This window comes from Streptomyces sp. JJ38 (genome assembly GCF_019303475.1).
In the GTDB taxonomy this organism is placed as follows: Bacteria; Actinomycetota; Actinomycetes; order Streptomycetales; family Streptomycetaceae; genus Streptomyces.
On sequence record NZ_JABLSI010000006.1, the window covers coordinates 122,633 to 146,551 of the forward strand.

The 23,919-nt window shown below is 72.8% G+C and carries 28 protein-coding genes; 12 read left to right on the plus strand and 16 right to left on the minus strand.

The genetic code is table 11. The features are described from left to right. Positions 1–6: 6 nt before the first annotated feature. The 3 genes from HPT28_RS04830 to pdhA are packed head-to-tail and all read right to left on the minus strand — an operon-like array spanning position 7 to position 3,625. Positions 7–1,419, minus strand: a complete 1,413-nt coding sequence (locus tag HPT28_RS04830) for a dihydrolipoamide acetyltransferase family protein (RefSeq protein WP_219089571.1) — start codon at positions 1,417–1,419, stop codon at positions 7–9. Continuing rightward, positions 1,419–2,477, minus strand: coding sequence for an alpha-ketoacid dehydrogenase subunit beta (locus tag HPT28_RS04835; RefSeq protein ID WP_219089573.1), 1,059 nt, complete (start codon positions 2,475–2,477; stop codon positions 1,419–1,421). Before HPT28_RS04835 ends, HPT28_RS04830 begins: the two co-directional genes overlap by 1 nt. Continuing rightward, positions 2,474–3,625 carry a pyruvate dehydrogenase (acetyl-transferring) E1 component subunit alpha gene (gene pdhA / locus HPT28_RS04840; RefSeq protein WP_219089575.1) on the minus strand — a complete coding sequence of 384 codons (1,152 nt, stop codon included), beginning with the start codon at positions 3,623–3,625 and terminating at the stop codon, positions 2,474–2,476. Before pdhA ends, HPT28_RS04835 begins: the two co-directional genes overlap by 4 nt. A 197-nt stretch (positions 3,626–3,822) precedes the next feature. Here pdhA and HPT28_RS04845 point away from each other — a divergent pair, with 197 nt between their 5' ends. Next, a complete protein-coding gene (locus HPT28_RS04845; protein ID WP_219089577.1) occupies positions 3,823–4,305 on the plus strand; it encodes an Lrp/AsnC family transcriptional regulator in 483 nt (160 codons plus the stop codon). A 237-nt stretch (positions 4,306–4,542) separates the two neighbouring features. On the opposite strand, the gene HPT28_RS04850 is transcribed toward HPT28_RS04845, so the two are convergent. Then, positions 4,543–5,127, minus strand: coding sequence for a TetR/AcrR family transcriptional regulator (locus HPT28_RS04850; protein WP_219089579.1), 585 nt, complete (start codon positions 5,125–5,127; stop codon positions 4,543–4,545). A 179-nt stretch (positions 5,128–5,306) separates the two neighbouring features. Between HPT28_RS04850 and HPT28_RS04855 the strand changes: the two genes are divergently transcribed. Next, complete coding sequence (locus HPT28_RS04855; protein WP_219089581.1) at positions 5,307–6,527, plus strand: RNA-guided endonuclease TnpB family protein; 1,221 nt, start codon at positions 5,307–5,309, stop codon at positions 6,525–6,527. Between the two features lie 35 nt (positions 6,528–6,562). Here HPT28_RS04855 and HPT28_RS04860 read toward each other — a convergent pair whose 3' ends face one another. Further along, entirely contained in the window at positions 6,563–8,116 is a 1,554-nt protein-coding gene (locus HPT28_RS04860) for a 3-hydroxyacyl-CoA dehydrogenase (RefSeq protein WP_219089583.1), read from the minus strand. Between the two features lie 86 nt (positions 8,117–8,202). Between HPT28_RS04860 and paaN the strand changes: the two genes are divergently transcribed. After that, positions 8,203–9,897, plus strand: coding sequence for a phenylacetic acid degradation protein PaaN (gene paaN, locus HPT28_RS04865; RefSeq protein ID WP_219089585.1), 1,695 nt, complete (start codon positions 8,203–8,205; stop codon positions 9,895–9,897). A gap of 77 nt (positions 9,898–9,974) precedes the next feature. On the opposite strand, the gene HPT28_RS04870 is transcribed toward paaN, so the two are convergent. From HPT28_RS04870 to HPT28_RS04880, 3 genes are read right to left on the minus strand one after another with little or no spacing between them, the layout of a single operon-like run. Continuing rightward, a complete protein-coding gene (locus HPT28_RS04870; protein ID WP_257578036.1) occupies positions 9,975–10,535 on the minus strand; it encodes a Uma2 family endonuclease in 561 nt (186 codons plus the stop codon). Positions 10,536–10,591: 56 nt separating this feature from the next. After that, positions 10,592–11,392, minus strand: coding sequence for a TrmH family RNA methyltransferase (locus tag HPT28_RS04875; protein ID WP_308119080.1), 801 nt, complete (start codon positions 11,390–11,392; stop codon positions 10,592–10,594). After that, complete coding sequence (locus tag HPT28_RS04880) at positions 11,389–12,600, minus strand: cytochrome P450 (protein WP_219089589.1); 1,212 nt, start codon at positions 12,598–12,600, stop codon at positions 11,389–11,391. The genes HPT28_RS04875 and HPT28_RS04880 overlap by 4 nt, the downstream gene beginning before the upstream one ends. Positions 12,601–12,726: 126 nt before the next feature. On the opposite strand from HPT28_RS04880, the gene HPT28_RS04885 reads away from it, so the two are divergent. Beyond that, the gene (locus HPT28_RS04885; protein ID WP_219089591.1) at positions 12,727–13,287 is read left to right on the plus strand and encodes a dihydrofolate reductase family protein; all 561 of its coding nucleotides are present in this window, start codon (positions 12,727–12,729) and stop codon (positions 13,285–13,287) included. Continuing rightward, positions 13,284–13,763 (plus strand): SRPBCC domain-containing protein, encoded by a 480-nt coding sequence (locus HPT28_RS04890; protein WP_219089593.1) that lies wholly within the window; start codon positions 13,284–13,286, stop codon positions 13,761–13,763. The genes HPT28_RS04885 and HPT28_RS04890 overlap by 4 nt, the downstream gene beginning before the upstream one ends. Positions 13,764–13,779: 16 nt before the next feature. Here HPT28_RS04890 and HPT28_RS04895 read toward each other — a convergent pair whose 3' ends face one another. Continuing rightward, positions 13,780–14,397 (minus strand): TOPRIM nucleotidyl transferase/hydrolase domain-containing protein, encoded by a 618-nt coding sequence (locus HPT28_RS04895; protein ID WP_219089594.1) that lies wholly within the window; start codon positions 14,395–14,397, stop codon positions 13,780–13,782. A 133-nt stretch (positions 14,398–14,530) separates the two neighbouring features. On the opposite strand from HPT28_RS04895, the gene HPT28_RS04900 reads away from it, so the two are divergent. Continuing rightward, positions 14,531–15,001, plus strand: a complete 471-nt coding sequence (locus HPT28_RS04900) for a hypothetical protein (protein WP_219089596.1) — start codon at positions 14,531–14,533, stop codon at positions 14,999–15,001. A gap of 67 nt (positions 15,002–15,068) precedes the next feature. Here HPT28_RS04900 and HPT28_RS04905 read toward each other — a convergent pair whose 3' ends face one another. The 4 genes from HPT28_RS04905 to HPT28_RS04920 all read right to left on the minus strand — a co-directional run bounded on the left by HPT28_RS04905 (position 15,069) and on the right by HPT28_RS04920 (position 17,306). Continuing rightward, a complete protein-coding gene (locus tag HPT28_RS04905; protein WP_219089598.1) occupies positions 15,069–15,443 on the minus strand; it encodes a type II toxin-antitoxin system VapC family toxin in 375 nt (124 codons plus the stop codon). Further along, positions 15,443–15,685, minus strand: coding sequence for a type II toxin-antitoxin system Phd/YefM family antitoxin (locus HPT28_RS04910; RefSeq protein WP_219089600.1), 243 nt, complete (start codon positions 15,683–15,685; stop codon positions 15,443–15,445). Before HPT28_RS04910 ends, HPT28_RS04905 begins: the two co-directional genes overlap by 1 nt. Before the next feature lie 43 nt (positions 15,686–15,728). Continuing rightward, complete coding sequence (locus HPT28_RS04915) at positions 15,729–16,706, minus strand: hypothetical protein (RefSeq protein WP_219089601.1); 978 nt, start codon at positions 16,704–16,706, stop codon at positions 15,729–15,731. 366 nt (positions 16,707–17,072) lie between these two features. Further along, positions 17,073–17,306: a hypothetical protein gene (locus HPT28_RS04920; RefSeq protein WP_219089603.1), complete on the minus strand. Its 234-nt coding sequence runs from the start codon at positions 17,304–17,306 to the stop codon at positions 17,073–17,075. A 117-nt stretch (positions 17,307–17,423) separates the two neighbouring features. Between HPT28_RS04920 and HPT28_RS04925 the strand changes: the two genes are divergently transcribed. Genes HPT28_RS04925 through HPT28_RS04935 form a run of 3 tightly spaced genes read left to right on the plus strand, consistent with a single transcriptional unit; the run spans position 17,424 to position 19,218 of the window. Continuing rightward, positions 17,424–18,251 (plus strand): helix-turn-helix transcriptional regulator, encoded by an 828-nt coding sequence (locus HPT28_RS04925; RefSeq protein ID WP_219089605.1) that lies wholly within the window; start codon positions 17,424–17,426, stop codon positions 18,249–18,251. Then, complete coding sequence (locus HPT28_RS04930) at positions 18,248–18,526, plus strand: DUF397 domain-containing protein (RefSeq protein ID WP_219089607.1); 279 nt, start codon at positions 18,248–18,250, stop codon at positions 18,524–18,526. The genes HPT28_RS04925 and HPT28_RS04930 overlap by 4 nt, the downstream gene beginning before the upstream one ends. Then, the gene (locus HPT28_RS04935; protein ID WP_219089609.1) at positions 18,523–19,218 is read left to right on the plus strand and encodes a hypothetical protein; all 696 of its coding nucleotides are present in this window, start codon (positions 18,523–18,525) and stop codon (positions 19,216–19,218) included. Before HPT28_RS04930 ends, HPT28_RS04935 begins: the two co-directional genes overlap by 4 nt. 64 nt (positions 19,219–19,282) lie before the next feature. Here the strand turns inward: HPT28_RS04935 and HPT28_RS04940 are convergent, their stop codons facing one another. Together HPT28_RS04940 and HPT28_RS04945 are read right to left on the minus strand one after the other, a co-directional pair. Beyond that, a complete protein-coding gene (locus HPT28_RS04940; RefSeq protein WP_219089703.1) occupies positions 19,283–19,891 on the minus strand; it encodes a CatB-related O-acetyltransferase in 609 nt (202 codons plus the stop codon). A gap of 109 nt (positions 19,892–20,000) precedes the next feature. After that, entirely contained in the window at positions 20,001–20,651 is a 651-nt protein-coding gene (locus HPT28_RS04945) for a DUF5701 family protein (protein ID WP_257578037.1), read from the minus strand. Positions 20,652–20,851: 200 nt separating this feature from the next. Between HPT28_RS04945 and HPT28_RS04950 the strand changes: the two genes are divergently transcribed. Then, positions 20,852–21,313, plus strand: a complete 462-nt coding sequence (locus HPT28_RS04950) for an NUDIX domain-containing protein (protein WP_219089613.1) — start codon at positions 20,852–20,854, stop codon at positions 21,311–21,313. A 15-nt stretch (positions 21,314–21,328) separates the two neighbouring features. Here the strand turns inward: HPT28_RS04950 and HPT28_RS04955 are convergent, their stop codons facing one another. Continuing rightward, positions 21,329–22,102, minus strand: coding sequence for a flavodoxin family protein (locus HPT28_RS04955; protein ID WP_219089615.1), 774 nt, complete (start codon positions 22,100–22,102; stop codon positions 21,329–21,331). Between the two features lie 301 nt (positions 22,103–22,403). On the opposite strand from HPT28_RS04955, the gene HPT28_RS04960 reads away from it, so the two are divergent. Continuing rightward, positions 22,404–23,015: a redoxin domain-containing protein gene (locus tag HPT28_RS04960; RefSeq protein WP_219089616.1), complete on the plus strand. Its 612-nt coding sequence runs from the start codon at positions 22,404–22,406 to the stop codon at positions 23,013–23,015. Beyond that, positions 23,012–23,911, plus strand: coding sequence for a cytochrome c biogenesis CcdA family protein (locus HPT28_RS04965; RefSeq protein WP_219089618.1), 900 nt, complete (start codon positions 23,012–23,014; stop codon positions 23,909–23,911). Before HPT28_RS04960 ends, HPT28_RS04965 begins: the two co-directional genes overlap by 4 nt. The last annotated feature ends 8 nt before the right edge of the window (positions 23,912–23,919 follow it).

Genomic DNA, 23,919 nt, shown 5'->3' on the forward strand with positions numbered 1-23,919 from the left:
CGCGGACTACAGGGTGCGCAGCAGGACCGCGGGGTGCTCGACGCAGTCGGCCACGTAGCGCAGGAAGCCGCCCGCCGTGCCGCCGTCGCAGACGCGGTGGTCGAAGGTGAGGGAGAGCTGCACGACGTGCCGCACCGCCAACTCGCCCTCGTGCACCCACGGCTTGGGCACGATGCGGCCGACGCCGAGCATGGCCGCCTCGGGGTGGTTGATGATCGGCGTGGAGCCGTCGACACCGAAGACCCCGTAGTTGTTGAGGGTGAACGTGCCGCCGGTCAGCTCGGCCGGGCCGAGCCTGCCCTCCCGCGCCACGTCGGTGAGCCGCTGCAACTCGGCGCTGAGGTCCTGGGCGTTGCGCCGGTGGGCGTCCTTGACGACGGGCACCATCAGGCCCCGGTCCGTCTGCGCGGCGAAGCCCAGGTGCACGGCGGGCAGCCGGACGATCTCGCGCCGCTCGGTGTCCACCGTCGAGTTGAGCTCGGGGTAGCGGTCCAGGGCGGCGACGCAGATGCGGCCGAGCAGGGCCAGCAGCGAGATCTTGGGTCCCGCCGCGTTCATGGCCCGGCGGGCGGCGAGGAGTTCGGTGGCGTCGGCGTCCACCCAGCAGGTGGCGTCGGGGATCTCGCCGCGACTGCGGGAGAGCTTGTCCGCCACGGCGCCGCGCAGGCCCTTGAGCGGCAGCCGCTCGCCCGCCGGGGGTCCCCCCGGACGGAGTCCGGGGGAGGGCGCCGGTGCCGGGGCGGGTGCGGCGGGTTCGGGGGAGGGTGCGGCGGCCCGTTCGACGTCGGCGCGCAGGATGAGGCCCTGCGGGCCCGTCCCGGAGACGGTGCGCAGGTCGATGCCGCGCTCCCGGGCGATGCGGCGCACGAGCGGTGAGATGACGGCGAGCGCGGTGCCGTTGGCCTCCACCGGACTCCGTCCGGGGGGACTCCCAGCGACCGGGGGCCCCACCGGACGGAGTCCGGGAGAGGGCGCGGAGGCGGCCGGGGCGGGCGGGGGAGCCGCGGGGGCGGACAGGGTGGGGCGGTAGGCGCTGCGGCGGCGCCTGCGGGGCGCGGCGGCCGTGCCGTAGCCGACGAGGACGTTCCCGGAGCCCTCCTGCTCGGCGGCGGACCGCTCCGAGGTGGTCTGCTCGCCGGCGTCGTCGGCCCCCGGGCCGTCGGCGGACGACGGCGAGGAGGCGGCGACGGTGACCAGGGGCGCGCCGACGGGGATCTCGTCCCCCTCGGCGCCGAAGCGGGCGGTGACCACGCCGCCGTAGGGGCACGGCACCTCGACCATGGCCTTGGCCGTCTCGACCTCGACGACCGGCTGGTCCACGGCGACGACGTCGCCGACCTCCACCAGCCAGCGGGTGATCTCGGCCTCGGTGAGGCCCTCGCCCAGATCCGGCAGTGTGAACTCGCGTACCTCGGGCATCAGCGCACGTCCCCTTCCGTCCACCGCGACTCCCACTGGAGCCGGTCCACGGCGTCCAGGATGCGGTCCACACCGGGCAGATGGTGGCGTTCCAGCATCGGCGGCGGGTAGGGGAGGTCGAAACCGGCCACGCGGAGCACCGGCGCCTCCAGGTGGTGGAAGCAGCGCTCGGTGACGCGGGCGGCGATCTCGCCGCCGGGCCCGCCGAAGCCGGTGGACTCGTGGACGACGACGGCCCGCCCGGTGCGCCGCACGGACGCGGTGACCGTCTCGTCGTCGAAGGGCACCAGCGAGCGCAGGTCCACGACCTCCAGGTCCCAGCCCTCGGCCCGGGCGGCCTCGGCGGCCTCCAGGCACACGGGCACGGACGGGCCGTAGGTGAGCAGCGTCGCGGAGGTGCCGGTCCGGCGGACGACAGCGCGGCCGATGGGCTCGACGGCCGTCGGCGCCTCCGGGTCCCAGGCGTCCTTGGACCAGTAGAGCCGCTTGGGCTCCAGGAAGATCACCGGGTCGTCCGAGGCGATGGCCTCGCGCAGCATGCCGTAGGCGTCGGCCACGGTCGCCGGGGTGAGGACGTGCAGGCCGGGGGTGGCGATGTAGTACGCCTCGGAGGAGTCGCTGTGGTGCTCGACGCCCCCGATGCCGCCGCCGTAGGGCACCCGGACGGTGATGGGCATGGGCAGCGCGCCGCGCGTGCGGTTGCGCATGCGGGACACGTGCGAGATGAGCTGCTCGAAGGCCGGGTAGGCGAACGCGTCGAACTGCATCTCCACGACCGGCCGCAGCCCGTACATCGCCATGCCCACGGCGGCACCGAGGATGCCGGCCTCGGCCAGCGGGGTGTCGGTGCAGCGGTCCTCGCCGAACTCCTTGGCCAGGCCGTCCGTGACGCGGAAGACGCCGCCGAGGGTGCCGACGTCCTCGCCGAGCACGTGGACCGTCGGGTCCTCGGCCATGGCGTCCCGCATGGCGCGGTTGAGCGCCTGGCCGAGCGGGGTGGGCTTGGGGGCGGCCGTCGTCGTCGGGCCGCCCGGTCGGCTGGTGGCCGCCGTGCTCATCGGTGGTCCTCCTCGTGCTGCGCCGCGTCCTGTTCCTCGGCCGCGGCCAGCTCGGCCCGCAGCTGGTCGGCCTGCTCGCGCAGCTGGCTCGTCTTCTGGGCGTAGACGTGGTCGAACAGGCTCATCGGGTCCAGCTCGGCGTCCGCGTTCATGCTGTCCCGCAGCTTCGCGGCCATGGCCTCGGCGGCCTCCCGGGCCGCGGCGACGCCCGCCTCGTCCAGCAGGCCGCGCTGGGTCAGCTCGGCCTCCAGCAGGGCGACCGGGTCGTGCTCGCGCCACTCGTCCACCTCGGCGTCGCCCCGGTAGCGGGTGGCGTCGTCGGCGTTGGTGTGCGCGTCCATCCGGTACGTCACCGCCTCGATGAGCGTCGGTCCGGCGCCGCGCCGGGCCCGCTCGACGGCCTCCGACAGCACCTCGTACATCGCCGGGGCGTCGTTCCCGTCCACCAGGCGGCCGGGCATGCCGTAGCCGACGGCCTTGTGGGCGAGCGTCGGGGCGGCGGTCTGCTTGGACAGCGGCACGGAGATCGCGAAGCCGTTGTTCTGCACCAGGAAGACGACGGGCGCCTGCCAGACGGCGGCGAAGTTCAGCGCCTCGTGGAAGTCCCCCTCGCTGGTGCCGCCGTCGCCGACCATGGCGAGCGCCACGACGTCGTCACCGCGCAGCCGGGCCGCGTGGGCGAGGCCGACGGCGTGCGGCAGCTGCGTGGCCAGCGGCGTGCTCAGCGGCGCGACGCGGCACGCCCGCGGGTCGTAGCCCGAGTGCCAGTCACCGCGCAGCAGCGTGAGGGCCTGCGCGGGCTCCACCCCGCGGGCGACGACGGCGAGGGTGTCGCGGTAGGAGGGGAACAGCCAGTCCTGCTCCTTGAGGGCGAGCGCGGCGGCGACCTCGCACGCCTCCTGACCCGTCGTGGACGGGTACACGGCCAGCCTGCCCTGCTTGGTCAGGGCGGTGGCCTGCTGGTTGTAGCGGCGACCCTTGACGAGCTGCGTGTACAGCTCGGCCATCAGCTCCGGGTCGAGCTCGGCACCGGTGCCCAGCAGGCGGTACGGCTCCTCGTCCGGCAGCAGCGGCGCCGCGTCGGTACGCGGGCGCCAGGCGGGCGGCGGGGCGGGGCGATACGCGCCGGTCTGCGCGACGACCGTCATGTCGGGCACACCTCCGGGTGGGCGGCGGGCGGACGGGTGGGCGGGGGGTGGCGAGCCTCGGGGTGACCGGGGTCTCTCCCCTACCGATTGTTCGGTCTGGCGTGCATTCTGGCTACAGGTGGTGCGCCGCCGTGGACGAATGGCCGTCCACACCCGGGGTCGCGCGCCAGACGTCCAACGAGGGAGGGCCGCACGCCATGGCGGATGAACAGATGGCCGGAACGGGCCTCACGCCCCGGCCGCTGGACGCGGTCGACCGGCAGATCCTCGGCATCCTCCAGACGGACGGCCGGGCCTCCGTCCGCTCGGTCGCCGACCGCGTCCACATCTCCCGGGCCAGCGCCTACGCCCGCATCAACCGGCTCGTCGACGACGGCGTCATCCGCGGCTTCAGCGCCCGCGTCGACCACGAGCGGGCGGGCCAGGGCGCCTCCGCCTACGTGACGCTCAAGATCGTGCAGAACACGTGGCGCACCGTGCGCGAGCAGCTCCAGCAGCTGCCGGGCGCCACCCACATCGCGCTGGTCAGCGGGGATTTCGACGTGCTCCTGCTCGTCCACACGGCCGACAACCGGGCCCTGCGCGAGCTGGTGCTCACCCGCATCCAGTCCATCCCCGAGGTGCTGAGCACCCGCACCCTCCTCGTCTTCGAGGAGACCGACCTCCACCCCACGCCCTGACGGGGAGCCGGGAACCGCGCGAACGGCCACGACACCGCGCGCTTGGGAGGTCTGCGCTGAGGCGCAGGGCTGGCGAGCGCAGCCCCCGGCACCGCAGCCGGGCGGCCGGGGCCCGCGGGTCCGGGGCCCCGGGGCGGAGCCCCGGGAAAAGCCCGCCGCGACGGCGGCGAACCCCACGTCGAGAGTCCGGCGGAAGGGAAGCGAACCCCGGCCACGGCGTGGGAAGCCGCCGGCCGCTCAGGTCACCCGCAGGCCCGCGAAGGCCATGCGGACGACGGCGGCGGCGACCTCGGGCTCGGCCGAGCCGCGCTCGGGCCGGTACCACTCCACGATCGAGTTGATCATGCCGAAGAGAAGCCGGGTGGCCAGCCGCACGTCGATGTCGGCGCGCAGATCCCCCTCGGCCGCCGCCTGCTTCAGCAGCTCGGCGACCTGCTGGTCGAACTCCCGGCGGCGGGCCAGCGCCCACCGCTCGGTGTCCGTGTTGCCGTGGACCCGCAGCAGCAGCGTCACGTACGGCAGCTCGGCCATCAGCACCTCGGCCGTGCGCCGCGTGACGTATTCCAGCCGCTCGATCGCCCGGCCGTCCCGCGCGCCCGGCTCGGCGAGGATGCCGAAGAGGCCGTCCAGCGCCCGGGAGACGGCCCGGCGCAACAGCTCCTCCTTGCCGCGCACGTGGTGGTAGATGGACGACTTGGAGATCCCGGCGGCCTTCGACAGGTGCTCCATGCTCGTGCCGTCGTAGCCACGCTCGTTGAACACGCGCACCGCGACGGCCAACAGGGTGTCCGGGGTGTACGTGTCGCGGCGTGCCATGGTCACCAGGTCACCTTCGTGGATGTCCCGGTCTTCAGGCCGGGGAGGAGACGAAGCTCCTGGGGAGCAGGGCGGGGAGAAGCGAAGTGCCGCCGTGGCGGTTCGGCGTCCACCGCGGTGGTGGTGAGGCGGGCCGCGTGATCGGGAACTCTCAACTGTCGGTCCCTCCGGGTAGGTTGTTGGGTATGACGAGGAAAGCGAAGGCGGGGGATGCCGGGCTTGCCCGGTACACCTACCGGCTGCGCGTGTCGTCGACCGCACGCGCTGGTCTTATGGCCGAGTGGGCGCGCTGCCGGTGGATCTGGAACGAATGCGTTGCCATGTCCCGCAAGGTCCACGCCCGGAACCGGGACGCGGCCAAGCGGACGATGTGCGGTCCGGCGCAACTCGACAAGATGCTGACCGAGGCCCGCAGGGCGGTGGCCTGGCTGCGTGAAGGCAGCTCGGTGCCGCAGCAGCAGACCATCCGGGACTTCGCCAAGTCCCGCGCCAAGGCGATGAAGGACATCAAGGCCGGGCTGCCGATGCGGCAGCGCGCGGGGATGCCCCGGATCAAGCGGAAGCGTGAGGCGCTGCCCACGCTGAACTACACGCGGCGCGGGTTCCGCCTCAGGGGCGGCCGCCTGCACCTCGCGGGCGGGATCGTGCTGACGCCTGTGTGGTCCCGCGGGCTCCCGGCCACACCCTCCTCGGTGCGGGTGTATCGCGACAGCATCGGGCACTGGTACGCGTCGTTCGTCGTCGCGGCCAAGGTGCAGCCGCTCCCGGAGACTGGGGCGGTGCTCGGCGTCGACTGGGGCGTCAGGGAAACCGCCACCACCACGAGCGTCGCCCATGACCTCTCCCATGCCCAGCACGGGAGGAACGCCGCTCAGCGCTTGGCGCGCTATCAGCGGATGATGGCCCGGCGCCGCCCCGCCAAGGGGCAGGCCGCGTCCGACGGCTACCGGAAGGCCCAGGCGCATACCGCGAAGCTGCACAAGAAGGTCTCCCGTCAGCGGCAGGACACCGCCCGCAAGTGGGCCAAGCGTGTCGTCCGGGACCACGACGCGATCGCGGTTGAGGATTTCCGGCCGAAGTTCCTGGCCAAGACCACCATGGCCCGCAAAGCCGCCGACGCGGGGATTGGCGCCACGAAGACGGCCCTGATCGAGATGGGCCGCAAGCACGGACGCGATGTGCGTCTGGTGCACCCCGCGCACACCACCATGGACTGCGCGTCGTGCGGAGCGAGAACCAAGCACGCACTTCCCCTTTCGGAACGTACCTACACCTGCACCGCGTGCGGAGCCGTATCCCCCAGGGACAAGAACTCCGCCCGCGTGATGCTGGTCCGGGCTGGTCTCAACCCGGCTGGCGCTGATGGCGCAAGACCCCCAGGAGCGCTGCTCCCGGAGGCAGCCTGAGCCAGGAATCCCCTCCCCTCAGGGAAGGGAGGATGTCAAGATTGTCCCCCGATCGGCCCAGAGCGGCGCAGCAGGCCCTGGGACGGGGCGTAGCGGCCGGTGGGGTAGGCGGCGTGCAGGGCGCGCAGGACGCCCACGGCCCAGCCCGCGCCGAGCGCGTCGCACCACTCCAGCGGGCCGCGCGGGTAGTTCACCCCGAGCCGCATCGCGGTGTCGACGTCGGCCTCGGTGGCCACGCCACGGGCGACGGCGTCGGCGGCGAGGTCGGCCAGCATCGCCACCGTGCGGGCCACGACCAGGCCGGGGACGGGCTCGACGAGGCTGACCCGCTTGCCCAGGGCCTGGAAGAGCCCGGCCGCGGCCGCCCGGTCGGTCTCGGGGACGTCGTCGGCGCACCCGAGCGCCACCCGCTCCGCGGTGCGGTAGTCGAGGGCGAGGTCGAGGTGGATCTCCCCGAGGGCGGGCGCGTGGCCGTTCGCGGGGCACAGCTTCGAGCCACCGGGCAGGACGAGGTGCCCGCCGGCCCCCTCCGAACCGGCCTCCGCCTCCTCCGCCTCGGCCCGGACGACGCCGATCCCGGCCTTCTCCAGCAGCGCGGGCAGCACGGCCGCCGGGCCCAGCGAGCCGTGCACCGTCACCTGGCGCGGGGCCGGGTGCGGGGGCATGGTGTGCGGTTCGACGTCCGCCGCCCCGTCCCCGTAGGCGAACCAGCCGTGCCCGGACTTGCGGCCGAGCCGCCCGGACTGCACCAGCCGCTGCTGGGCGAGGGACGGGGTGAACTTCGGGTCCTGGAAGAAGGACGACCAGACGCTGCGGGTGACGGCCTCGTTGACGTCCTGCCCGATGAGGTCGGTCAGCTCGAAGGGGCCCATCCGGAAGCCGCCGCTCTCCCGCAGGACGGCGTCCAGCGTGGCCGGGTCCGCGGCGCGCTCCTCCAGCAGCCGGAAGGACTCCGCGTAGAACGGCCTGGCCACCCGGTTGACGATGAAGCCCGGGGTGTCGGTGCAGCGCACCGGCGTCTTGCCCCAGGCCGCGGCCAGGTCGCGGGCCCGGACGGCGGCGGCCTCGTCCGTCGCGTGGCCGCTGACCACCTCCACGAGCGGCAGCAGCGGCGCCGGGTTGAAGAAGTGCAGGCCGAGGAAGCGCCCGGGGCGGCGCAGCGCGCCCGCGACGGCCGTCACGGAGAGGGAGGAGGTGTTGGTGGCCAGCAGGCAGTCCTCGGCGACGACGGACTCCAGGGCCTCGAAGAGCAGCTGCTTGGCGCCCAGCTCCTCCAGCACGGCCTCGATGACGATCTCCGCGTCGGCCAGCTCGCCCAGCTCGGCCACGGCGTGCAGCCGGGAGGCGGCGGCCTCGCGGGCCTCGGCCGTCATCCGGCCCTTCTCCACCAGCCGGTCGAGCCGCCCGGTGATCGCCGCGGCGGCCTGCTCGGCCCGCCCGGGCGCCACGTCGTGCAGCCGCACCCGGTGCCCGGCGACCAGGGCCACCTGGGCGATGCCCTGCCCCATCGTGCCCGTCCCGACGACGGCGACCGTGCCGAACGCCCCGTCTGACCGTGCGGTCTGTGGTGCCTTGTCCTCGCTGGCCATTTCCACCCCTTGTCCCGACCGATCGTTCGGTTACTCTAGCCGTTGTCCGCAAGCTCGCGCACAGCTCGACGAGGAGTTGGTCTTCGATGACCACAGCGCTCAGCGCCAGGAAGCTGATCGACCAGCACCGCCCCACTCTCGACCAGGCCCTGGAGACCATCCGCACCCGGGCCTACTGGTCGCCCTTCCCTGAGCACCCCAAGGCCTACGGGGAGAACGGCTCGCTGAGCGCGGCCGAGGGGCAGGCCGCCTTCGACGCGCTGCGCGGCGCCCGCTTCGAGCTGGACCAGCCCGGCACCGACGGCTGGACGGGCGGCGAGCGCTCCCCCTACGGCGTCGACCTCGGCATCGAGTATCCGCACGCCGACGCGGACGTCCTGCTGCCCGCCATGCGCGCGGCCGTCCCCGACTGGCGGGACGCCGGCCCCGAGGCACGGGCGGCCGTCTGTCTGGAGATCCTCACCCGGATCAACGCGCGCACCCACGAGTTCGCCCAGGCCGTCATGCACACCAGCGGACAGGCCTACATGATGGCGATGCAGGCCGGCGGCCCGCACGCCCAGGACCGCGGCCTGGAGGCCGTCGCCTACGCCTACGCCGAGCAGACCCGCACCCCCGACGCCGCCGTCCGCTGGACCAAGCCGCAGGGCAAGCGGGACCCGCTGGAGCTGACGAAGGAGTTCACCGCCGTCCCGCGCGGCGTCGCCCTCGTCATCGGCTGCAACACCTTCCCCACCTGGAACGGCTACCCGGGCGTCTTCGCCTCCCTGGCCACGGGCAACGCCGTCCTCGTCAAGCCGCACCCGCGCGCCGTGCTGCCGCTCGCGCTCACCGTGCGCATCGCCCGCGAGACCCTCGCCGAGGCCGGCTTCGACCCCAACCTCGTCGCCCTGGCCGCCGAGCGTGACGGCGAGGGCATCGCCAGGACGCTCGCCACCCGCCCCGAGATCCGCATCGTCGACTACACCGGCGGCTCCGCCTTCGGCGACTGGCTGGAGGCCAACGCCCGCCAGGCGCAGGTCTTCACCGAGAAGGCCGGAGTCAACACGATCGTGTTCGACTCCACCGACGACTACCGCGGCATGCTCGCCAACGTCGCCTTCTCGCTGTCCCTCTACAGCGGCCAGATGTGCACCACCCCGCAGAACCTGCTCATCCCGCGTCAGGGCATCGGGACCGACGCCGGGCACAAGACGTACGACGAGCTCGTGGCCGACCTCGCGGGCGCCGTGGACAAGCTCCTGGGCGACGACACCCGCGCCACCGCCCTGCTCGGCGCCATCGTCAACCCGGGCGTCGGCGAGCGGCTCGACGCCGCGCCCTCGCTCGGCGAGCTCGCCCTCGCCTCCCGCGCGGTCGAGCACCCCGAGTTCCCCGACGCCACCGTGCGCACCCCGGCCATCGTCAAGCTCGACGCCGCCGCGCCGGAGGCCGAGTCCGCCTACCTCAGCGAGTGCTTCGGCCCGGTCTCCTTCGCCGTCGCCGTCGACTCCACGGCCGACGCCGTCGCGCTGCTGCGCCGCACCGTGCGGGAGCAGGGCGCCATGACGGTCGGCGCCTACACGACCGACGCCGAGGCCGAGCGGCTCATCGAGGACGCCTGCCTGGAGGAGTGCGCCCAGCTCTCCCTCAACCTCACCGGCGGCGTCTACGTCAACCAGACGGCCGCGTTCTCCGACTTCCACGGCTCCGGAGGCAACCCCGCCGCCAACGCCACCCTGTGCGACGCGGCCTTCGTCGCTCCGCGCTTCCGCATGGTCGAGGTCCGCCGCCAGGCCTGACCCTGACGCCTGATCCCGCCGTCGGCCCCCGCGCACCGTCACCGCGCGGGGGTCGACGGCGTGGGGGAGCCCGGCGCTCAGGGGGCGTCGTAAACCGGCAGACAACCGGTGTCGAGCACGATGCCCAACGGCTCCGGCAGCGGCACGTCGTCCCCGAACTCCCCGTGCAGTACGCCCTGGTACTCGTCCGCCTTCGGCCTGCTGCGCAGCGTCCACGCGCCGCGCCGAGGGTCGACGCTGAGCAGCAGCCGGACGCCAGCCGCCGCGTACCACTCGCCCTTGCCCGCGATGTCCTTCGCGCGCTCGGACTTGGAGATGACCTCCACCGCGAGCTCCACATCCCGCGGGTCCGCCAGCCAGTCGTCGTCCTGGTCCCACTCCTCGGGGAGGATCACGAGGTCGGGGGTGCAGTAGTCGTCCGGGTCGTCCGGCATCGCGATCGACGACACCTCGTACGCTCCGAGCCCGTCGGCCAACACGGGCTCGATCTGCTTGCGCAACCGCCGGATCACGCCCGCGTGCTTCCCCCGCGGGGTCGGGGACATCACGAGCTTCCCTCCCAGAATCTCGACACGCAGACCGGTCGCCCGCTCGATCTCCTCAGCGACGGAACGCAGGTTTCCGGGACGCGCACTCATGGCGGGCATCGTCACGTCTTCGCCTCCGCTCCGGTCGGGGAGAGCCCGGCTGGTACTCACCGTACGCGGGAAACGGGCGTGCGGTCAGCCTTTCCGGGGCCGCAGGACCAGTGGTAGAGGGTCATCGCGACGCTGGTCGCCAGGTTGTAGCTGGAGACGTTCGGGCGCATCGGCAGGGCCAGCAGGTGGTCGGCCCGGGCCTTCAGCTCCGCCGAGACCCCGTGCCGCTCGGTGCCGAAGGCCAGCACCGCGTCGTCGGGGACGACGGACCCGCGCAGGTCGGCGCCCTCCGGGTCCAGCACGTACAGCGGCCCCGGCGGCAGCTCCTTCGGCGTCACCCGCTCCACGGCCGTCGCGTAGTGCAGGCCCGCACCGCCCCGCACGGCCGCCGGATGCCACGGGTCGGCCGGCCCCGTCGTGACGACGCCGGTGGCGCCCAGCCCCGCCGCGAGCCGGACGACGGCGCCCACGTTGCCCAGGTTGCGCGGGTCCTCCAGCAGCACCACGGGCGCGCTCCGGGGCCGGGCCCGCAGAGCCGCCAGGTTGGCCTCCCGGCCCCGGCGGACGGCCAGTGCGGCCACCCCGGTCGGATGCGGCCTGGGCACCAGCTCCCGCAGCACCCCGCCGTCCACCTCGACCACCCGCCCCGCCAGCTCCTCCGCCACGTCCGGGGCCAGCTCCCCGGCCAGCGCGCGCACGGCCGCCGCGTCCCGGGCGAGGACGACGCCGACGTCCGCCCCGAACCGCAACGCGTGCTTCACCGCGTGGAAGCCGTCCAGCAGCACGGCCCCGCCCGCCACCGAGGCCCGCCACGCCCGCACGGCCCGCTCGGCCGCCTCTGTGTTCTCCCTGGTCACCGGGCCAGGTTACTGAGCACCATCCCGCTGCGCGGACGGGTGGGAATCCGGCCCAGCGGGATCGTCAGGTCCTGCGACGGCACCGCGTAGGACAGCTCCGCCAGCCGGGCCGCCACCGCGGCGATCAGCGAGCGCGTCGCCGACTCACCGGGGCAGCGGTGGCCCGACTCCGGATCGCCGCCGCCCTGCGGCACCAGCAGCCGCGGGTCGACACCGCCGCCCAGAAAGCGGTCCGGGCGGAAGATGTACGGGTCGCCCCACAGCGCCCGCTCGTGGTTCTGCCCGTACAGGTCCAGCAGCAGCAACGAGCCGTACGGGATCGGCTCCCCGTGCCACGTCAGGTCCGTCACCGCCCGCCCGGCCACGAACGGCGCGAACGGATAGAAGCGCCGCACCTCGTCCGCGAAGGCGTACGCGTACGCCGCCTCCCCCAGCCGCTCCCGGTGCCGCGGCCATCGGTGCAGGGCGTGCGCCGCGAACGCCGCGTACCAGGCCACGGCGGCCGTCGGCCGCAGCACGTTCAGCACCTCGACGGCCGCCACGTGCGGCTCCAGCGGCTCCCCGTCCGCGTTGCGGTGTGTCGCGATCCGCTCCAGCGCCGACCCCCGCGGCGTCTCCACCTCACCCGAACGGACGCCCTCGACCAGCTCCACCAGCCACGCCTCGCGCTCCACCCGCGCCTTCCGCCCACGCCAGTGCCGGGGCCCGGCCGTCGCGAAGCCGTCCACCATGGCCAGCAGGTCCGCCGCCAGCGGGCGCGCCTCGTGCCCGGCCAGCGGCACCCCCGCCCACCGGGCCACGGCCAGCGTGAGCACGACCCCGGCCTCGTCGAAGAGCACGATCCTGCCGTCACCCAGCCACCCCGGCAACGCCTCCTCCCACGCCGCCGCGAAGCCCTCCGCCAGCGCCTCCACCCGCTCCGGCGGGGAGACCACGTCCATCAGCAGCGCCTTGCGCTCCCGGTGCGCCTCCCCGTCCAGCGACTGCACCCCGCCGCGCCCGAACAGCGTCGCCATCACCGGCTCCGGGAGCGCCGCCCGCCGCGCCACGTGCCGGTCGTCGTAGAAGAACCGCACCGCCTCCGGGCCCCGCAGCCCCACCGCCGGGTGGCCCAGCAGCCGGGTGCGGACGACGGGACCGGTGTGGGTCCGCCACCGGTCCGGCAACCATGCGTAACCTTCGGCGGCGAGGGCGAGAGTGCTGTCCATGGCGCCTTCGGTTGCCCGCACCGCCCCCACCGAAACGGCAACCGCGATGAGTTTCCGCCGACCGGGGCGTCCAATCCCGCGACGGCACCGCACGCGCGGTACCCGGCACACCGAGGAGCACACCCCATGCGCAAGATCGTCAACGCCACGTACATGACGCTCGACGGCGACATCACCAACATGCAGTCCTGGCACATGGACTACTTCGGCGAGCAGGCCGAGCAGGCCGCACGCCGGCAGCTCTTCGAGAGCGAGGCGCTGATCATGGGCCGCGGGACGTACGAGGGCTTCTTCCCCGCCTGGTCCGCGCAGGCCGGCCAGAACGCCTTCGCCGACCGTATGAACAGCATGCCGAAGTACGTCGTCTCCAGCACCCTGACCGACCCGGAGTGGACGAACAGCCACGTCATCGCCGACGACGTCGCCGCCCGCATCCGCGCGCTCAAGGAGGAGGACGGCGGCGGCATCCTCCAGTACGGCTTCGGCGACGTCACCCGGCTGATGCTGGAGCACCGCCTCCTCGACGAGTTCCGGGTGTGGCTCCACCCCGTCCTCTCCGGCAAGGCCCAGCCCGCCGACCTGCTCTACCGCGACATGGCGAAGGTCGACTTCGAGCTCACCGGCACCGAGACCCACTCCACCGGCCTCGTCATCCTCACCTACGCCCCGAAGTACGCCCGCCGATGACCCACACCACCCACACCACCCGGACCACCGGCCACGTCGCCGCCCCGCGCCCCGACGTCTACCGCGCCCTGCTCGACCCGGCGGCCATCCCCCGCTGGCGCGTCCCGGCGGGCATGAGCTGCCGCGTGCACACCTTCGAGCCTCACGAGGGCGGCGCCTTCCGCGTCTCCCTCACCTACGACGACCCGGCGAGCACCTCCGGCAAGTCGACCGCGCGCACCGACACCTACCACGGCCGCTTCACCCGGCTCGTGCCGGACGGGGAAGTCGTGGAGGAGATGGAGTTCGAGACCGAGGACCCGGCGTTCCAGGGCCTGATGACGATCACGACCACGCTCACCGACGCCCCAGGCGGCGGCACCGACGTCAGCGTGCTGCACACCGGCCTCCCCGAGGCCGTCGCCCCCGCCGACAACGAGACCGGCATGCGCATGGCCCTCGACAACCTCGCCCGCCTCCTGGAGCACCCAGGGTGAGCCCGCCACAGCGCGGTCAGAGGCTGCCGAGCAGGCCGTCGAGCGGGGCGGGCACACCGTCGGGATCGAGGGCCTCGACGAGGACCCGGCCGTAGTGGATCTTGCGCCCCTTCTTCGTGCCGAGGAAGCGCCGCAACCGCTGCTCCTGCGAGCGGTCACGCTGCGCGGGCTGACGCAGAAAGCTCTCCAGGGCGCGCTGCTCGCCCTCCGCCCGGACGAGCTCCTCCACCCGCGCCGCACCCAGCGCGCGGATGAGCTCGTCCTCCAGATCCGCCGTACAGACGAAGAACCCGCCCTCCGCCGCGCCGGCCCGCTCCAGGCCCCGGGCGTAGTACGGCCGCTCCCGCTCGTCGCACAGCCCCGTCAGGCGCAACCCCAGGCCGGGCGGGCCCAGCAGCTGCGCGAAGCGCCCGACGCTCATGGCCCCGCCCATCGAGAGCACGCAGACGCCCTCGGCCTCCAGATCCCGCCCCCGGCTCGCGGCCAGCGCCGCGACGGCCGCGACATCGCTCGGCCCCTCCAGCAGGACGGCCGTCCGGACGGCCAGGCCCGCCGCCAGCTCGCGCGCGGGCCCGCCGGGCCCACCGGCCGCCCACCCGACGACCGCGTCCCGGAACTCCCCCATGTCACCCATGGCACGAGTCTCCGCCTCTCCCGGCTGTCGCGGTAGCCGGTTTTCGCCGCTCTCGGCAGTCCGCCGAGGTGCGCGGGACCCGCGCTCGCCGATGTCGCACCGCACGTCGAACGGACTCGCCCATGATGATGCCGTGATTCTTCTGCGCACCGTGGCGACCGGTCTCCTCGCGGGAGGGGCCTGTGTCCTCATCGTCGAGCCGAGGGGCGAGGGGGTCGACCACCTGCGTCTCGCCCTGCTCACCGGGCTGATGATCGGCCAATTCCTCGCACTGCCGGTGGCCCTCGTGGCGGGAGGAGTCGTTGGGTGGCTCGCCAAGGGCAGGGCACGCCCTCGGCAGCGCCTCGACTCCCCCCTGGGCGGCCTGCTGCTTGCCTGCGGTGTCCTGCTGTTCACTCAGGCCTGGATGGTGCTGGAGTGGTTGGACGTGGATCTCCCTCCGGACGGGATCGGCGATCCGGACGGGGAAGTGGGCATCGGGCTGATGTCCGGCGCCTCCGGGACGCTGATGGCTCTGCTCGGCCTGGCGCTGCTGAGGAAGGGGCTCACGGCCTCTCGCAGCGCTGCGGCCCGTCCCGCACCTGCCGGATCTCCTCCTCGGTGATCGGGCCGTGCTCCTCCTCGGCCACCGCGAGCCGTTGATCGCGGCCTCCCGAGCCCGGCGTCAGGGCTCAGACGGCCATGACCTGCACGTCGTACTGGGGCATCCACTTGTCACGGGTGACGAGGATCAGCCCTTCGACCTGCGCCTGGGCAATCAGTACCCGGTCGAAGGGGTCCCTGTGGTGCCCCGGCAGCCGCCCTGCCCGGACCCCGTGCCCGGCGGTGATCGGCAGGCTGCGGAACTGGCTGTCGCGGACCCGCTCCGCGAGGTCGTCCGGGCCGACCAGCTTGCCCAGCGACTGCTTGATCGCGATCTCCCAGGGGGTCACGGCGCTGACGTACACATGGGGCTCGACTTCGAGGAGATCCTTGACTTCCCCGGAGAGCTCGGGAGAGTCCTCAAGCCACCACAGGACGATGTGCGTATCGAGCAGAAGCCTCATCAGCGCATCCCGAAAGCGTCGGCAAGATCATCGGGGAGCTCGTCGAAGTCGTCCCGGATCTTGATCAGCCCGCGCAGCGAACCGCGCCCGCTCCGCCGCACTCTGGAACGCAGCGGAACGACCTTGGCGACAGGCTCCCCCGCCTTGCTGATCACGACTTCCTCACCACTGGCGACCTGTTCCAAGATGCGCGAGAGGTGTGTCTTGGCTTCGTGCACGTTGTACTGACGGGCTTCTTCCATCGCTGCCTCGCATAGAGATCCGCCCACTGGACTAAGCGCTGGACTAAGCATAGCGCCGCCCTCGCCCACGCGTGCCGGATGCGGCGCGGGCCGCCTCGAAGGCGGCGCGGGCCTTGGCGGCGCCGGGTGGGAGCCCGGGGCCCGGGTCCGGCGGCGGGGTGAGGCCCGCGCAGCCCCGGCAGATGCCGGAGAGCTGGCCCCGGGGCAGCGGATCGCAGCACTCGGCGCACTCCGCCAGCGGTGGCGGGGGCGGCGCCGGGGGGCCGGGCGGCTCCGGCGGGGCGACGGGCGCGGGCAGCTTCTCCCGCAACCGGTGCGCCAACAGCTTCGCCGGGGCGTACACCCGGCCGGGCAGCCCGGCCGTCATCGCCTCCCGGAACTCGGCCAGGCTCACGCCTCTCGCCAGCCACTCCCGCGCCAGCGGCGCCAGCCGCGCCGCCTCGGCCAGGCCCAGCCGCAGCCTGGGCTCCGCCCGCCCGACGTCCACCAACGCCCGCACGGCGGCCCCGTCCGGCTCCGGACCGGGCGCCGGTTCCGGCTCCGCGTCCGGCGCCGCTTCGGACGCGGGCTCGGGGCGGGGAGGGTGGTGGGTGTTCTCCCCGTTGTTCTCAAGGGGTTGCTCGCCGAGCGCCTGCTCCGGCGGCGGGCCGACCGGCGGGTCCTGGTCACTCGGCGGCTGCCCGGCGGTGCAGGCGGCGAACGCGGCGTCCACCTCCTCGGCCGTCCTCAGCGCCGTGTTGGACACCAGCACGACCGTCCGCCACCGCCCGCTCTCGGCGCACTGGAGGTGCCGGGTGTGGACGTATCCCTCTTCGGTGAGCTGACCGCGCGCCTTGCGGACGGCCATCCGACCCTCGGGCATCCTCTCCGCGAGCGAGGTCAACGTCTCGCGGGAGTCCGCGGGCAGCGACAACGCCCAGCTCAGCAGGCGGACGGCCGTCCCGTTCAGACGCGGGTTGCGGATGAGTTCGTTCGGAATCTGCGAGTAGAAGCGCGTCGGCGCGCTAACATGCCGGAGCATCCCAGGGCCTCCTAGTGACCTTGGCGATGAAGGCCCTCAACCGGTGTGGCTAGCACCGTTGTTGGGGGCCGCCTTCTTTGCGGACGGAACGTGGTACTGAGGTCACGTTATTCCACAAAGTAACCGGCAAGTGCCACTCGGTCACGAACGGTCAAATACCGCCCCGACTGCGACGATTCAGCTCACGAAGACGGGCCGAGAGCCGCTCGTCCGGTGTCGCCGCCCGGAGGAGATCCGGTGGGCAGTCCCACTCCCGCCCGCCCAGCAGCGGCCGGAGCTGGACATACGCCCCGCCGTGGGCCATGACCTCCCCCACCCGGCCGTCCCGCGTGTCCACCGCGCACGCCCCGCGCGGCGGCGGCGCCGTCACAGCCCCTCCCGCTGCCGCAGGGCGACGACGAGCCGGCGCACCGTCTCCAGGTTGCACCGCCCCAGGTCGATCAACGGCGCCGGCTCGCTCCCCGCCGCCGACACCGGGTCGATCCGCAGCGACGGCAACACCACCGCCGACTTGCGCAGTTGCTCCCGGAGATCGTTCGCCGCCTCCTCCGCCTCCCGCAGCCGCGCCAGCGCGTTCCGGCGTCCATCGGTCATCGCCATGTGCTCTCTTCACCTTTCACGTTGGGTATCCCCGTTCAGCACACAGCGTGGTGCCTCGAATCTACGATGTGCAGTGTCAAGCCCTTCAGGACCAGAAGGCTGAAACGAGGCGAACCCATGCCTGCTGCAAAGCCACTTGACCCCCGCGCGTCGATGGCCGCTTACCTCGGCTCCAGAGTCCGCAAGCGCCGTGAGGCGCTCGGCTGGACGCAGAGGGAACTGGGCTGCCAGGTCCACGTCACCCACAACCGCATCGCCCAGATCGAGCTGGCCACCGACCCGCCGCCGAGAGCCCTGGCGGAAGCCATCGACCTGGCCTTGGAGGCCGATGGCGAGATCACCGACCTCTGGTGGCACATGACCCGTGAGACGTACGTCGACTGGGTGCGCGCGTTCATGGAGAAGCAGGCGCGCGCGGTGAAGATCCTCGAATACACAGCTCAGTCTGTACCTGGGCTCCTCCAGACCCCTGCCTATGCGCGAATCACGCTGCGCGAAGGGCTACCCCATCTCAACGAGGAGGAATTGGATCGCCAGATCGAAGCGCGCATCAGCCGACGTGTCCTGCTGGAGGGGGACGACCCACCGTTTCTCTGGGCAGTGCTCGACCAGGCCGCTCTGCGAAGGCAGGTAGGCGAGAAGGTCACCATGCACGAACAGTTGAGCCATCTGCTGTCGATGGCGAAACGTCGCCACATCACACTTCAAGTGCTGCCCTTTGAAGCGGAACAGCACCCCATCACCGGGGGGTCGCTCACTCTCCTCTCCCTCCCGGACGGCCCGGACGTGGCGTATCTGGAGGGCTACGACAGTGGCGAATTGGTGGAGCTCCCGGACCGGGTCACCCGATACGCTCACGCGTACGACCTGTTGCAGGTCCACGCACTCCCACCGGCCGCCTCAGAGCGCCTGATCCGGGACACGATGAAGGAGCAATACGCATGAGCCACAAGCCCCTTGATCTCAGCACTGCCGTTTGGTGTAAGTCCAGCCGCAGCAACAACACGGGTGGCAACTGCGTCGAGGTGGCCCGTGACTTCCCCGGGGCCGCGAGGTGGCGCAAGTCCAGCCACAGCGACAAGTCCTATGGAGCCTGCGTCGAGGTGGCGGACGGGTGTGAGGGGGTCGTCCCGGTACGGGACAGCAAGCGGGCCGGGGGCGATGTGCTCGTGTTCCCCGCCGCCGCGTGGGCCGCGTTCGTCGCCGACGTCAGCGCATGACGTCGTATCGCATACGCGCGACCACGCTCGCCCTCGCCCTCGTCGCTGTCCTGGCCTCCGCCTGCGGAGGAGGCGACGACGCCCCGGAGTGGACGCCGCCGCAGACCGAACAGCAGACCCATGCCCTGATTCAGCGCGTCCAGCTCGAACCCGAGGACTGGGGCGAGAAGTTCAAGCCCAGCGAGGACTTCTACGAGCATGAGCTCACGCCGTGGGGCAAGCTCGACGAGGAGTGCAGCTGGCAGGACATGCGGGACGAGGCACCGGAGCAGACCGGCCTCCAACGGCTCTCCGGCACCGCCACGCTGGACGCGTTCTCCCAGGTGCTCGTCCACAAGGAGCAGGCCACGGCGGAGCAGTGGTACGCCATGTCGGAGGGACGCTCCGGAGAGTGCGGCACGCAGGACTACGGCTCAGTGGTCTTCACAGAGGTGCGCATGCGCCCGCTGACGTTGGACGGCGTGGACGAGGGGTACGCGGAGTCGGGGTTGTTCGCCGCCGACGAGGGCGAGGAAGGCAGCACGCTGCCCAAGAGCCCCCGGCGCTTCGCGACCGCCATGGCGCGCAAGGGGCCGGTGATCATCTCGGTCCAGCTCGAGGGGAAGCGCGGGCGGTACACCCCGGAGGAGCTGAACCAGCACGTGGACGCGGCGATGGCCACGATGATCGACCGCCTCATCGAGCAACCCTGACGCGCGGCCCAGGGGCACAGGAGTTCTACCGCCCGGCGTCCGGACGGTAGAACCAGCCCTGTTGTCAAGCCAGTTCGGCCGCAGCCTGCTCGAGATCGCCGACGCCGCCGGACATGATGGTGCGGACGTGGTCGGTGATGTGCTGAAGCGGCCAGTCCCACCACGCCACGGCCAGGAGGCGGTCGATGTCCGCGTCGCCGTACCGGCGGCGGATGAGCCGGGCGGGGTTGCCGCCGACGATCCCGTAGTCGGGAACGTCGTCCGCGACGACGGAGCCCGAGGCGATGACGGCCCCATGTCCGATGCGAACACCGGGCATGACCAATGACTGGTAGCCGAACCAGACGTCGTTGCCGACGACGGTGTCGCCCCGGCCGCGGAGACCGGTGATCAGGTCGAAGTGCTCGGACCAGGACCCGCCCATGATCGGGAAGGGGAACGTCGAGGGGCCGTCCATCCGGTGGTTGGCGCCGTTCATGATGAACCGCGTGCCCTCGCCCAGGGCGCAGAACTTGCCGATGATCAGCTTCTCCGGCCCGTAGTGGTAGAGCACGTTCCGGGTCTCGAAGGCGGTCGGGTCCGACGGATCGTCGTAGTAGGAGAACTCCCCGACCTCGATCAGCGGTGAGCTGACCAGCGGTTTGAGCAGCACCAGGCGCGGCTGTTCGGGCATGGGGTGCACGACGGTCGGGTCGGCGGGGATCGAGCGTGTCACGAGTGGTTCCTTGTCCGGGAGGCTTGGCGTCGCTTGGGGGATCGCTGGGCGTGAGCCGCAGGCACGGCTACGGCCTGCGGCTCTCGGCGGAGGCGATGCCCAGCCAGGTGTGGCGGTTGCCCCACCAGCACCAGCCGACCTTCGGGGCATTGCGCCGCTCGCGGCCGTCGCGCCCCGTGCCGTTGCTGATCCAGAGGGCCGGAGTACGGGCGTCCAGGGTGCCGTTGGCCTTGCGGAGGCGGGAACCGATGGTCATGAAACAGTGGTTGCGCTCAAGGGCGGTCGGCTGTTGGAGCACCCAGTGCATGCCCTCAGTGAGCAGCAAGGGGCTGCGGCCCTCCTCGCTGAGGACGGGCAGGGCTTCCTTGGGAGTCCAGTTGGCCAGGCGGTCCCCACGGTCGAGGCCGTTGACGACGTACAGGGGAGCGTCTGGCAGGTCGACGGCGCTGGGGGCGAAGTGGTCGACGTCGGGCATGTCGGTGACGACGAAACCGGGCTTGCCGTCGTGGCGGAGCAGCGGTGCGATGGCGGATGCGGACAGGCGGTCCGGGTGGACGGCGAGCAGGTCGCCGCCGGTGGCCCGGCCGGAGTCCGCGGCGAACGTGCGCAGGTCCTCTACGCGCATCCCCGCCAGCTCGGGTATTCCGAGCTCGATGAGGTGTTCCGCCTGGGCGGCGAGCGGCGGGAGCGAGGCGACGGTGGGCGAGCTGCTGGTCAAGGCACTCCTCGGGGCGCGGTCCAGTGTAACGAGGCTGGGCCCGGGCGCCTGGTGTGCAGGCCGGGGCACCATGTCCTCATGCCGTTGAGGAAGACGACGATCATGGTTCGCGCGGTTGCCGGTCCCGGGGTCCGCGCTGACGCTCGACCACCGCGACGTCCGCCGCATCGCCCCTGCTGGACATCCGCGAAGGAGACCCGGTGAAACGGCTGGCGGCGTGGGGGTGGCACGCGTTGCGGGGGTCGGTGCAGTGGCGGCTGCTGTGGTGGGCCAACGCGACGTTCATGGTGGGCGTGACCGGCGTCGTCCGGGACGAGGCGGGTCGCGTCCTGCTGCTGAAGCACCGGCTGTGGCCGGAGGGGCGGCAGTGGGGGCTGCCGTCGGGCTTCGCGGTGCGGGGCGAGGAGTTCGGCCGGACCGTCGAGCGCGAGGTGAGGGAGGAGACCGGGCTGGACGTGCGGGCCGGTGAGCTGATCCACCTCAAGAGCGGCTTCCGGCTGCGGGTGGAGGTGGCCTACGAGGCCGAGTTCGTCGGCGGGACGCTCGACCTCGACGCGTTCGAGATCCTCGACGCCGGCTGGTTCGCCCCCGACGCCCTCCCCGAGGCCCTCCAGCCCGCCCACCGGCCGCTGATCCACCGCACCGGGCCTCGCAGGATGTGAGCGCGGGGAACGGGGTCAGCGGTAGTCGGGGTTGGGGAAGTCGAAGCGGCAGCCGGCGTCCCACTCGGCGCGCTGGTTGCCGTGGGCGGGGAAGCCGCCGGCGTCCTTGAGCAGCCGGGCCATGTGCATGAGGTTCCAGCTCATGAAGGTGGTGTTGCGGTTGGTGAAGTCGTTCTCGGGGCCGCCGGAGCCGGGGTCGAGGTAGGAGGGGCCGGGCCCGGCCGCGCCGACCCAGGCGGAGTCGGCCTGAGGCGGGATGGCGTAGCCGAGGTGCTGGAGGGAGTAGAGGACGTTCATGGCGCAGTGCTTGGCGCCGTCCTCGTTGCCGGTGATCAGGCAGCCTCCGGCCCGGCCGTAGTAGGCGTACTGCCCGGCGTCGTTGAGGATGGCGGAGCAGGCGTAGAGGCGCTCGATGACGCGCTTCATCACGGAGCTGTTGTCGCCGAGCCAGATCGGCCCGGCGAGGACGAGGATGTCGGCGTCCATGACCCGCTGGTAGAGGACGGGCCACGCGTCGCTGGCGGCGCCGTGCTCGGTCATGTCCGGGTAGACGCCGGGGGCGAGGTCGTGGTCGACGGCGCGGATCTGGTCGACGCGCACGCCCTGGGCCTCCATGACCCCGCGGCTGATGTCGATGAGGCCCTGGGTGTGGCTCCGCTCGGGCGAGGGCTTGAGGGTGCAGTTGACGAACAGGGCGCGCAGGTCGTCGTAGCGGCGCTGGGGCGGGGCGGACGCGGTGTCGGACACGGGAGCTCCTTGCCGGGGCGGAGGCTGCGGGGTGCCCTCCATCCAACCCGGCCGGGTGCCCTCGGGGTGGCCATGCGGCAGGCGCCGCGCGCCCAGGTTCACCCGTCCGGGAGCCCAAGCGTCCCCGCGTCACGGTCGCGGAGGCCGGGGGCCGTCGGAGTGGGGCCGAGCTCCGTGCGTCTCCCCCGGGCCGACCGCCCTGTCGGGCACCGCAGTGTAAGCACGCTCACAGAGCGCCGGGCGCGAGGCGGCTAGCGTGAAATGCAGGGGGCGGCGTTGTCGTGCCGTCCGCCGCTGTCGGCGATCCGGGTCCGGGCCCGGCGTTCCGGAAGGGAACCCCTTTATGTACAGGCGTACTTCGCGTCTCCGCACCACTACCGCCGCCGCTGTCTGCGTCGTCGCGCTGGCCACCCTGACCGCCGCGTGCGGCGACGACGGGGACGGCGCCACCGGCTCGGCCGCCGCCGAGGGCGCGTCCGGCCGGGAGGCGGCGGAGGACGACCCGGGCGAGGGCGCCGGCGGGGACGCAGGAGAGGGCGGCGCGGTGCCGGAGGAGCTGCGGTTCACGGCCACCACGCTCGACGGCTCCGCGTTCGACGGCGCCTCCCTGGCCGGGGAGAGCGCCGTGTTCTGGTTCTGGGCACCGTGGTGCACGGTGTGCGCGGCCGAGGCCCCGCACGTCAAGGAGGCGGCCGAGGAACACGGGGACGACGTCACGTTCGTCGGTGTCCCCGGCAAGGGCGGCACGGCGGACATGGAGAAGTTCGTCTCCACGCACGAGCTCGACGGGTTCCAGCACGCCGTGGACGCGGACGGCGCGGTGTGGTCGCGCTTCGGCGTGGCCGCCCAGCCCGCTCTCGCGTTCGTGGACAAGACCGGCAAGGTGGAGGTCGTGCCCGGAACGATGAGCGCGGACCAGCTGAACCAGCGCGTGGCGGAACTGGCCGGTTCGTGAGCTCCGTCCCCTACTCGCTCGCGGTGACGGCGGGCATGCTCGCCGCCGTCAACCCGTGTGGCTTCGCTCTGCTCCCCGCCTACCTCGGGCTGTTCGTGGGCGGCGGGGAGGGCGAGCGGCGCCGTTCGGCGGCGCTGCGCCGGGCGGGGGTGGCCACGGCGGCGATGACCGGGGGGTTCACTCTCGTCTTCGGGACCTTCGGGCTCGTCGTCTCACCGCTCGCCCTCTCCGTCGAGCGGTGGCTGCCGTGGGTGACGGTGGTCATCGGCGTCGTTCTGCTGCTGACCGGGGGCTGGCTGCTCAGCGGGCGTGAACTGCGGCTTCCGGTGCCGAAGCCCAAGCCGCGCGGGGGCGGGCGTCCGTCCGACTCCGCGCGCTCGATGGCGCTGTACGGCGTCTCCTACGCCGTCGCCTCGCTCTCCTGCACGGTCGGGCCGTTCCTGGCGCTGACGTCGACGGCCTTCCGGGGCGGCAGCGTCCCCGGCGTGATCGGCGTCTTCCTGGCCTACGCGGCCGGGATGGGCGTGGTCGTCGGTGCCCTGACGCTGGCCGTGGCGCTGTCCCGGCAGGCGCTGATCGCCCGCGTCCGCGGGGCCCTGCCCTATGTCACCCGGGCCAGTGGCGTCCTGCTGCTCCTGGCCGGGGCGTATGTGGCGTACTACGGGTGGTACGAACTGCGGGTGCTGAGCGGCGAGGCCGCGGACGACCCGGTGGTCACGACCGCCACGCGGTGGCAGGGCGAGATCACCCGCTGGCTGAACGACCTGGGCTTCTGGCCGGTCGCGGGCGCGGCGGCGGTGCTGCTGGCGGCCCTGGCCGCCGTCGGCTCGGTGCACCGTCGGCGCGCCACCCGGCCCCCGTCGCCGTCCAAAGGCCCCGGCCGGTCCGGGACGTGAGGCCGGCG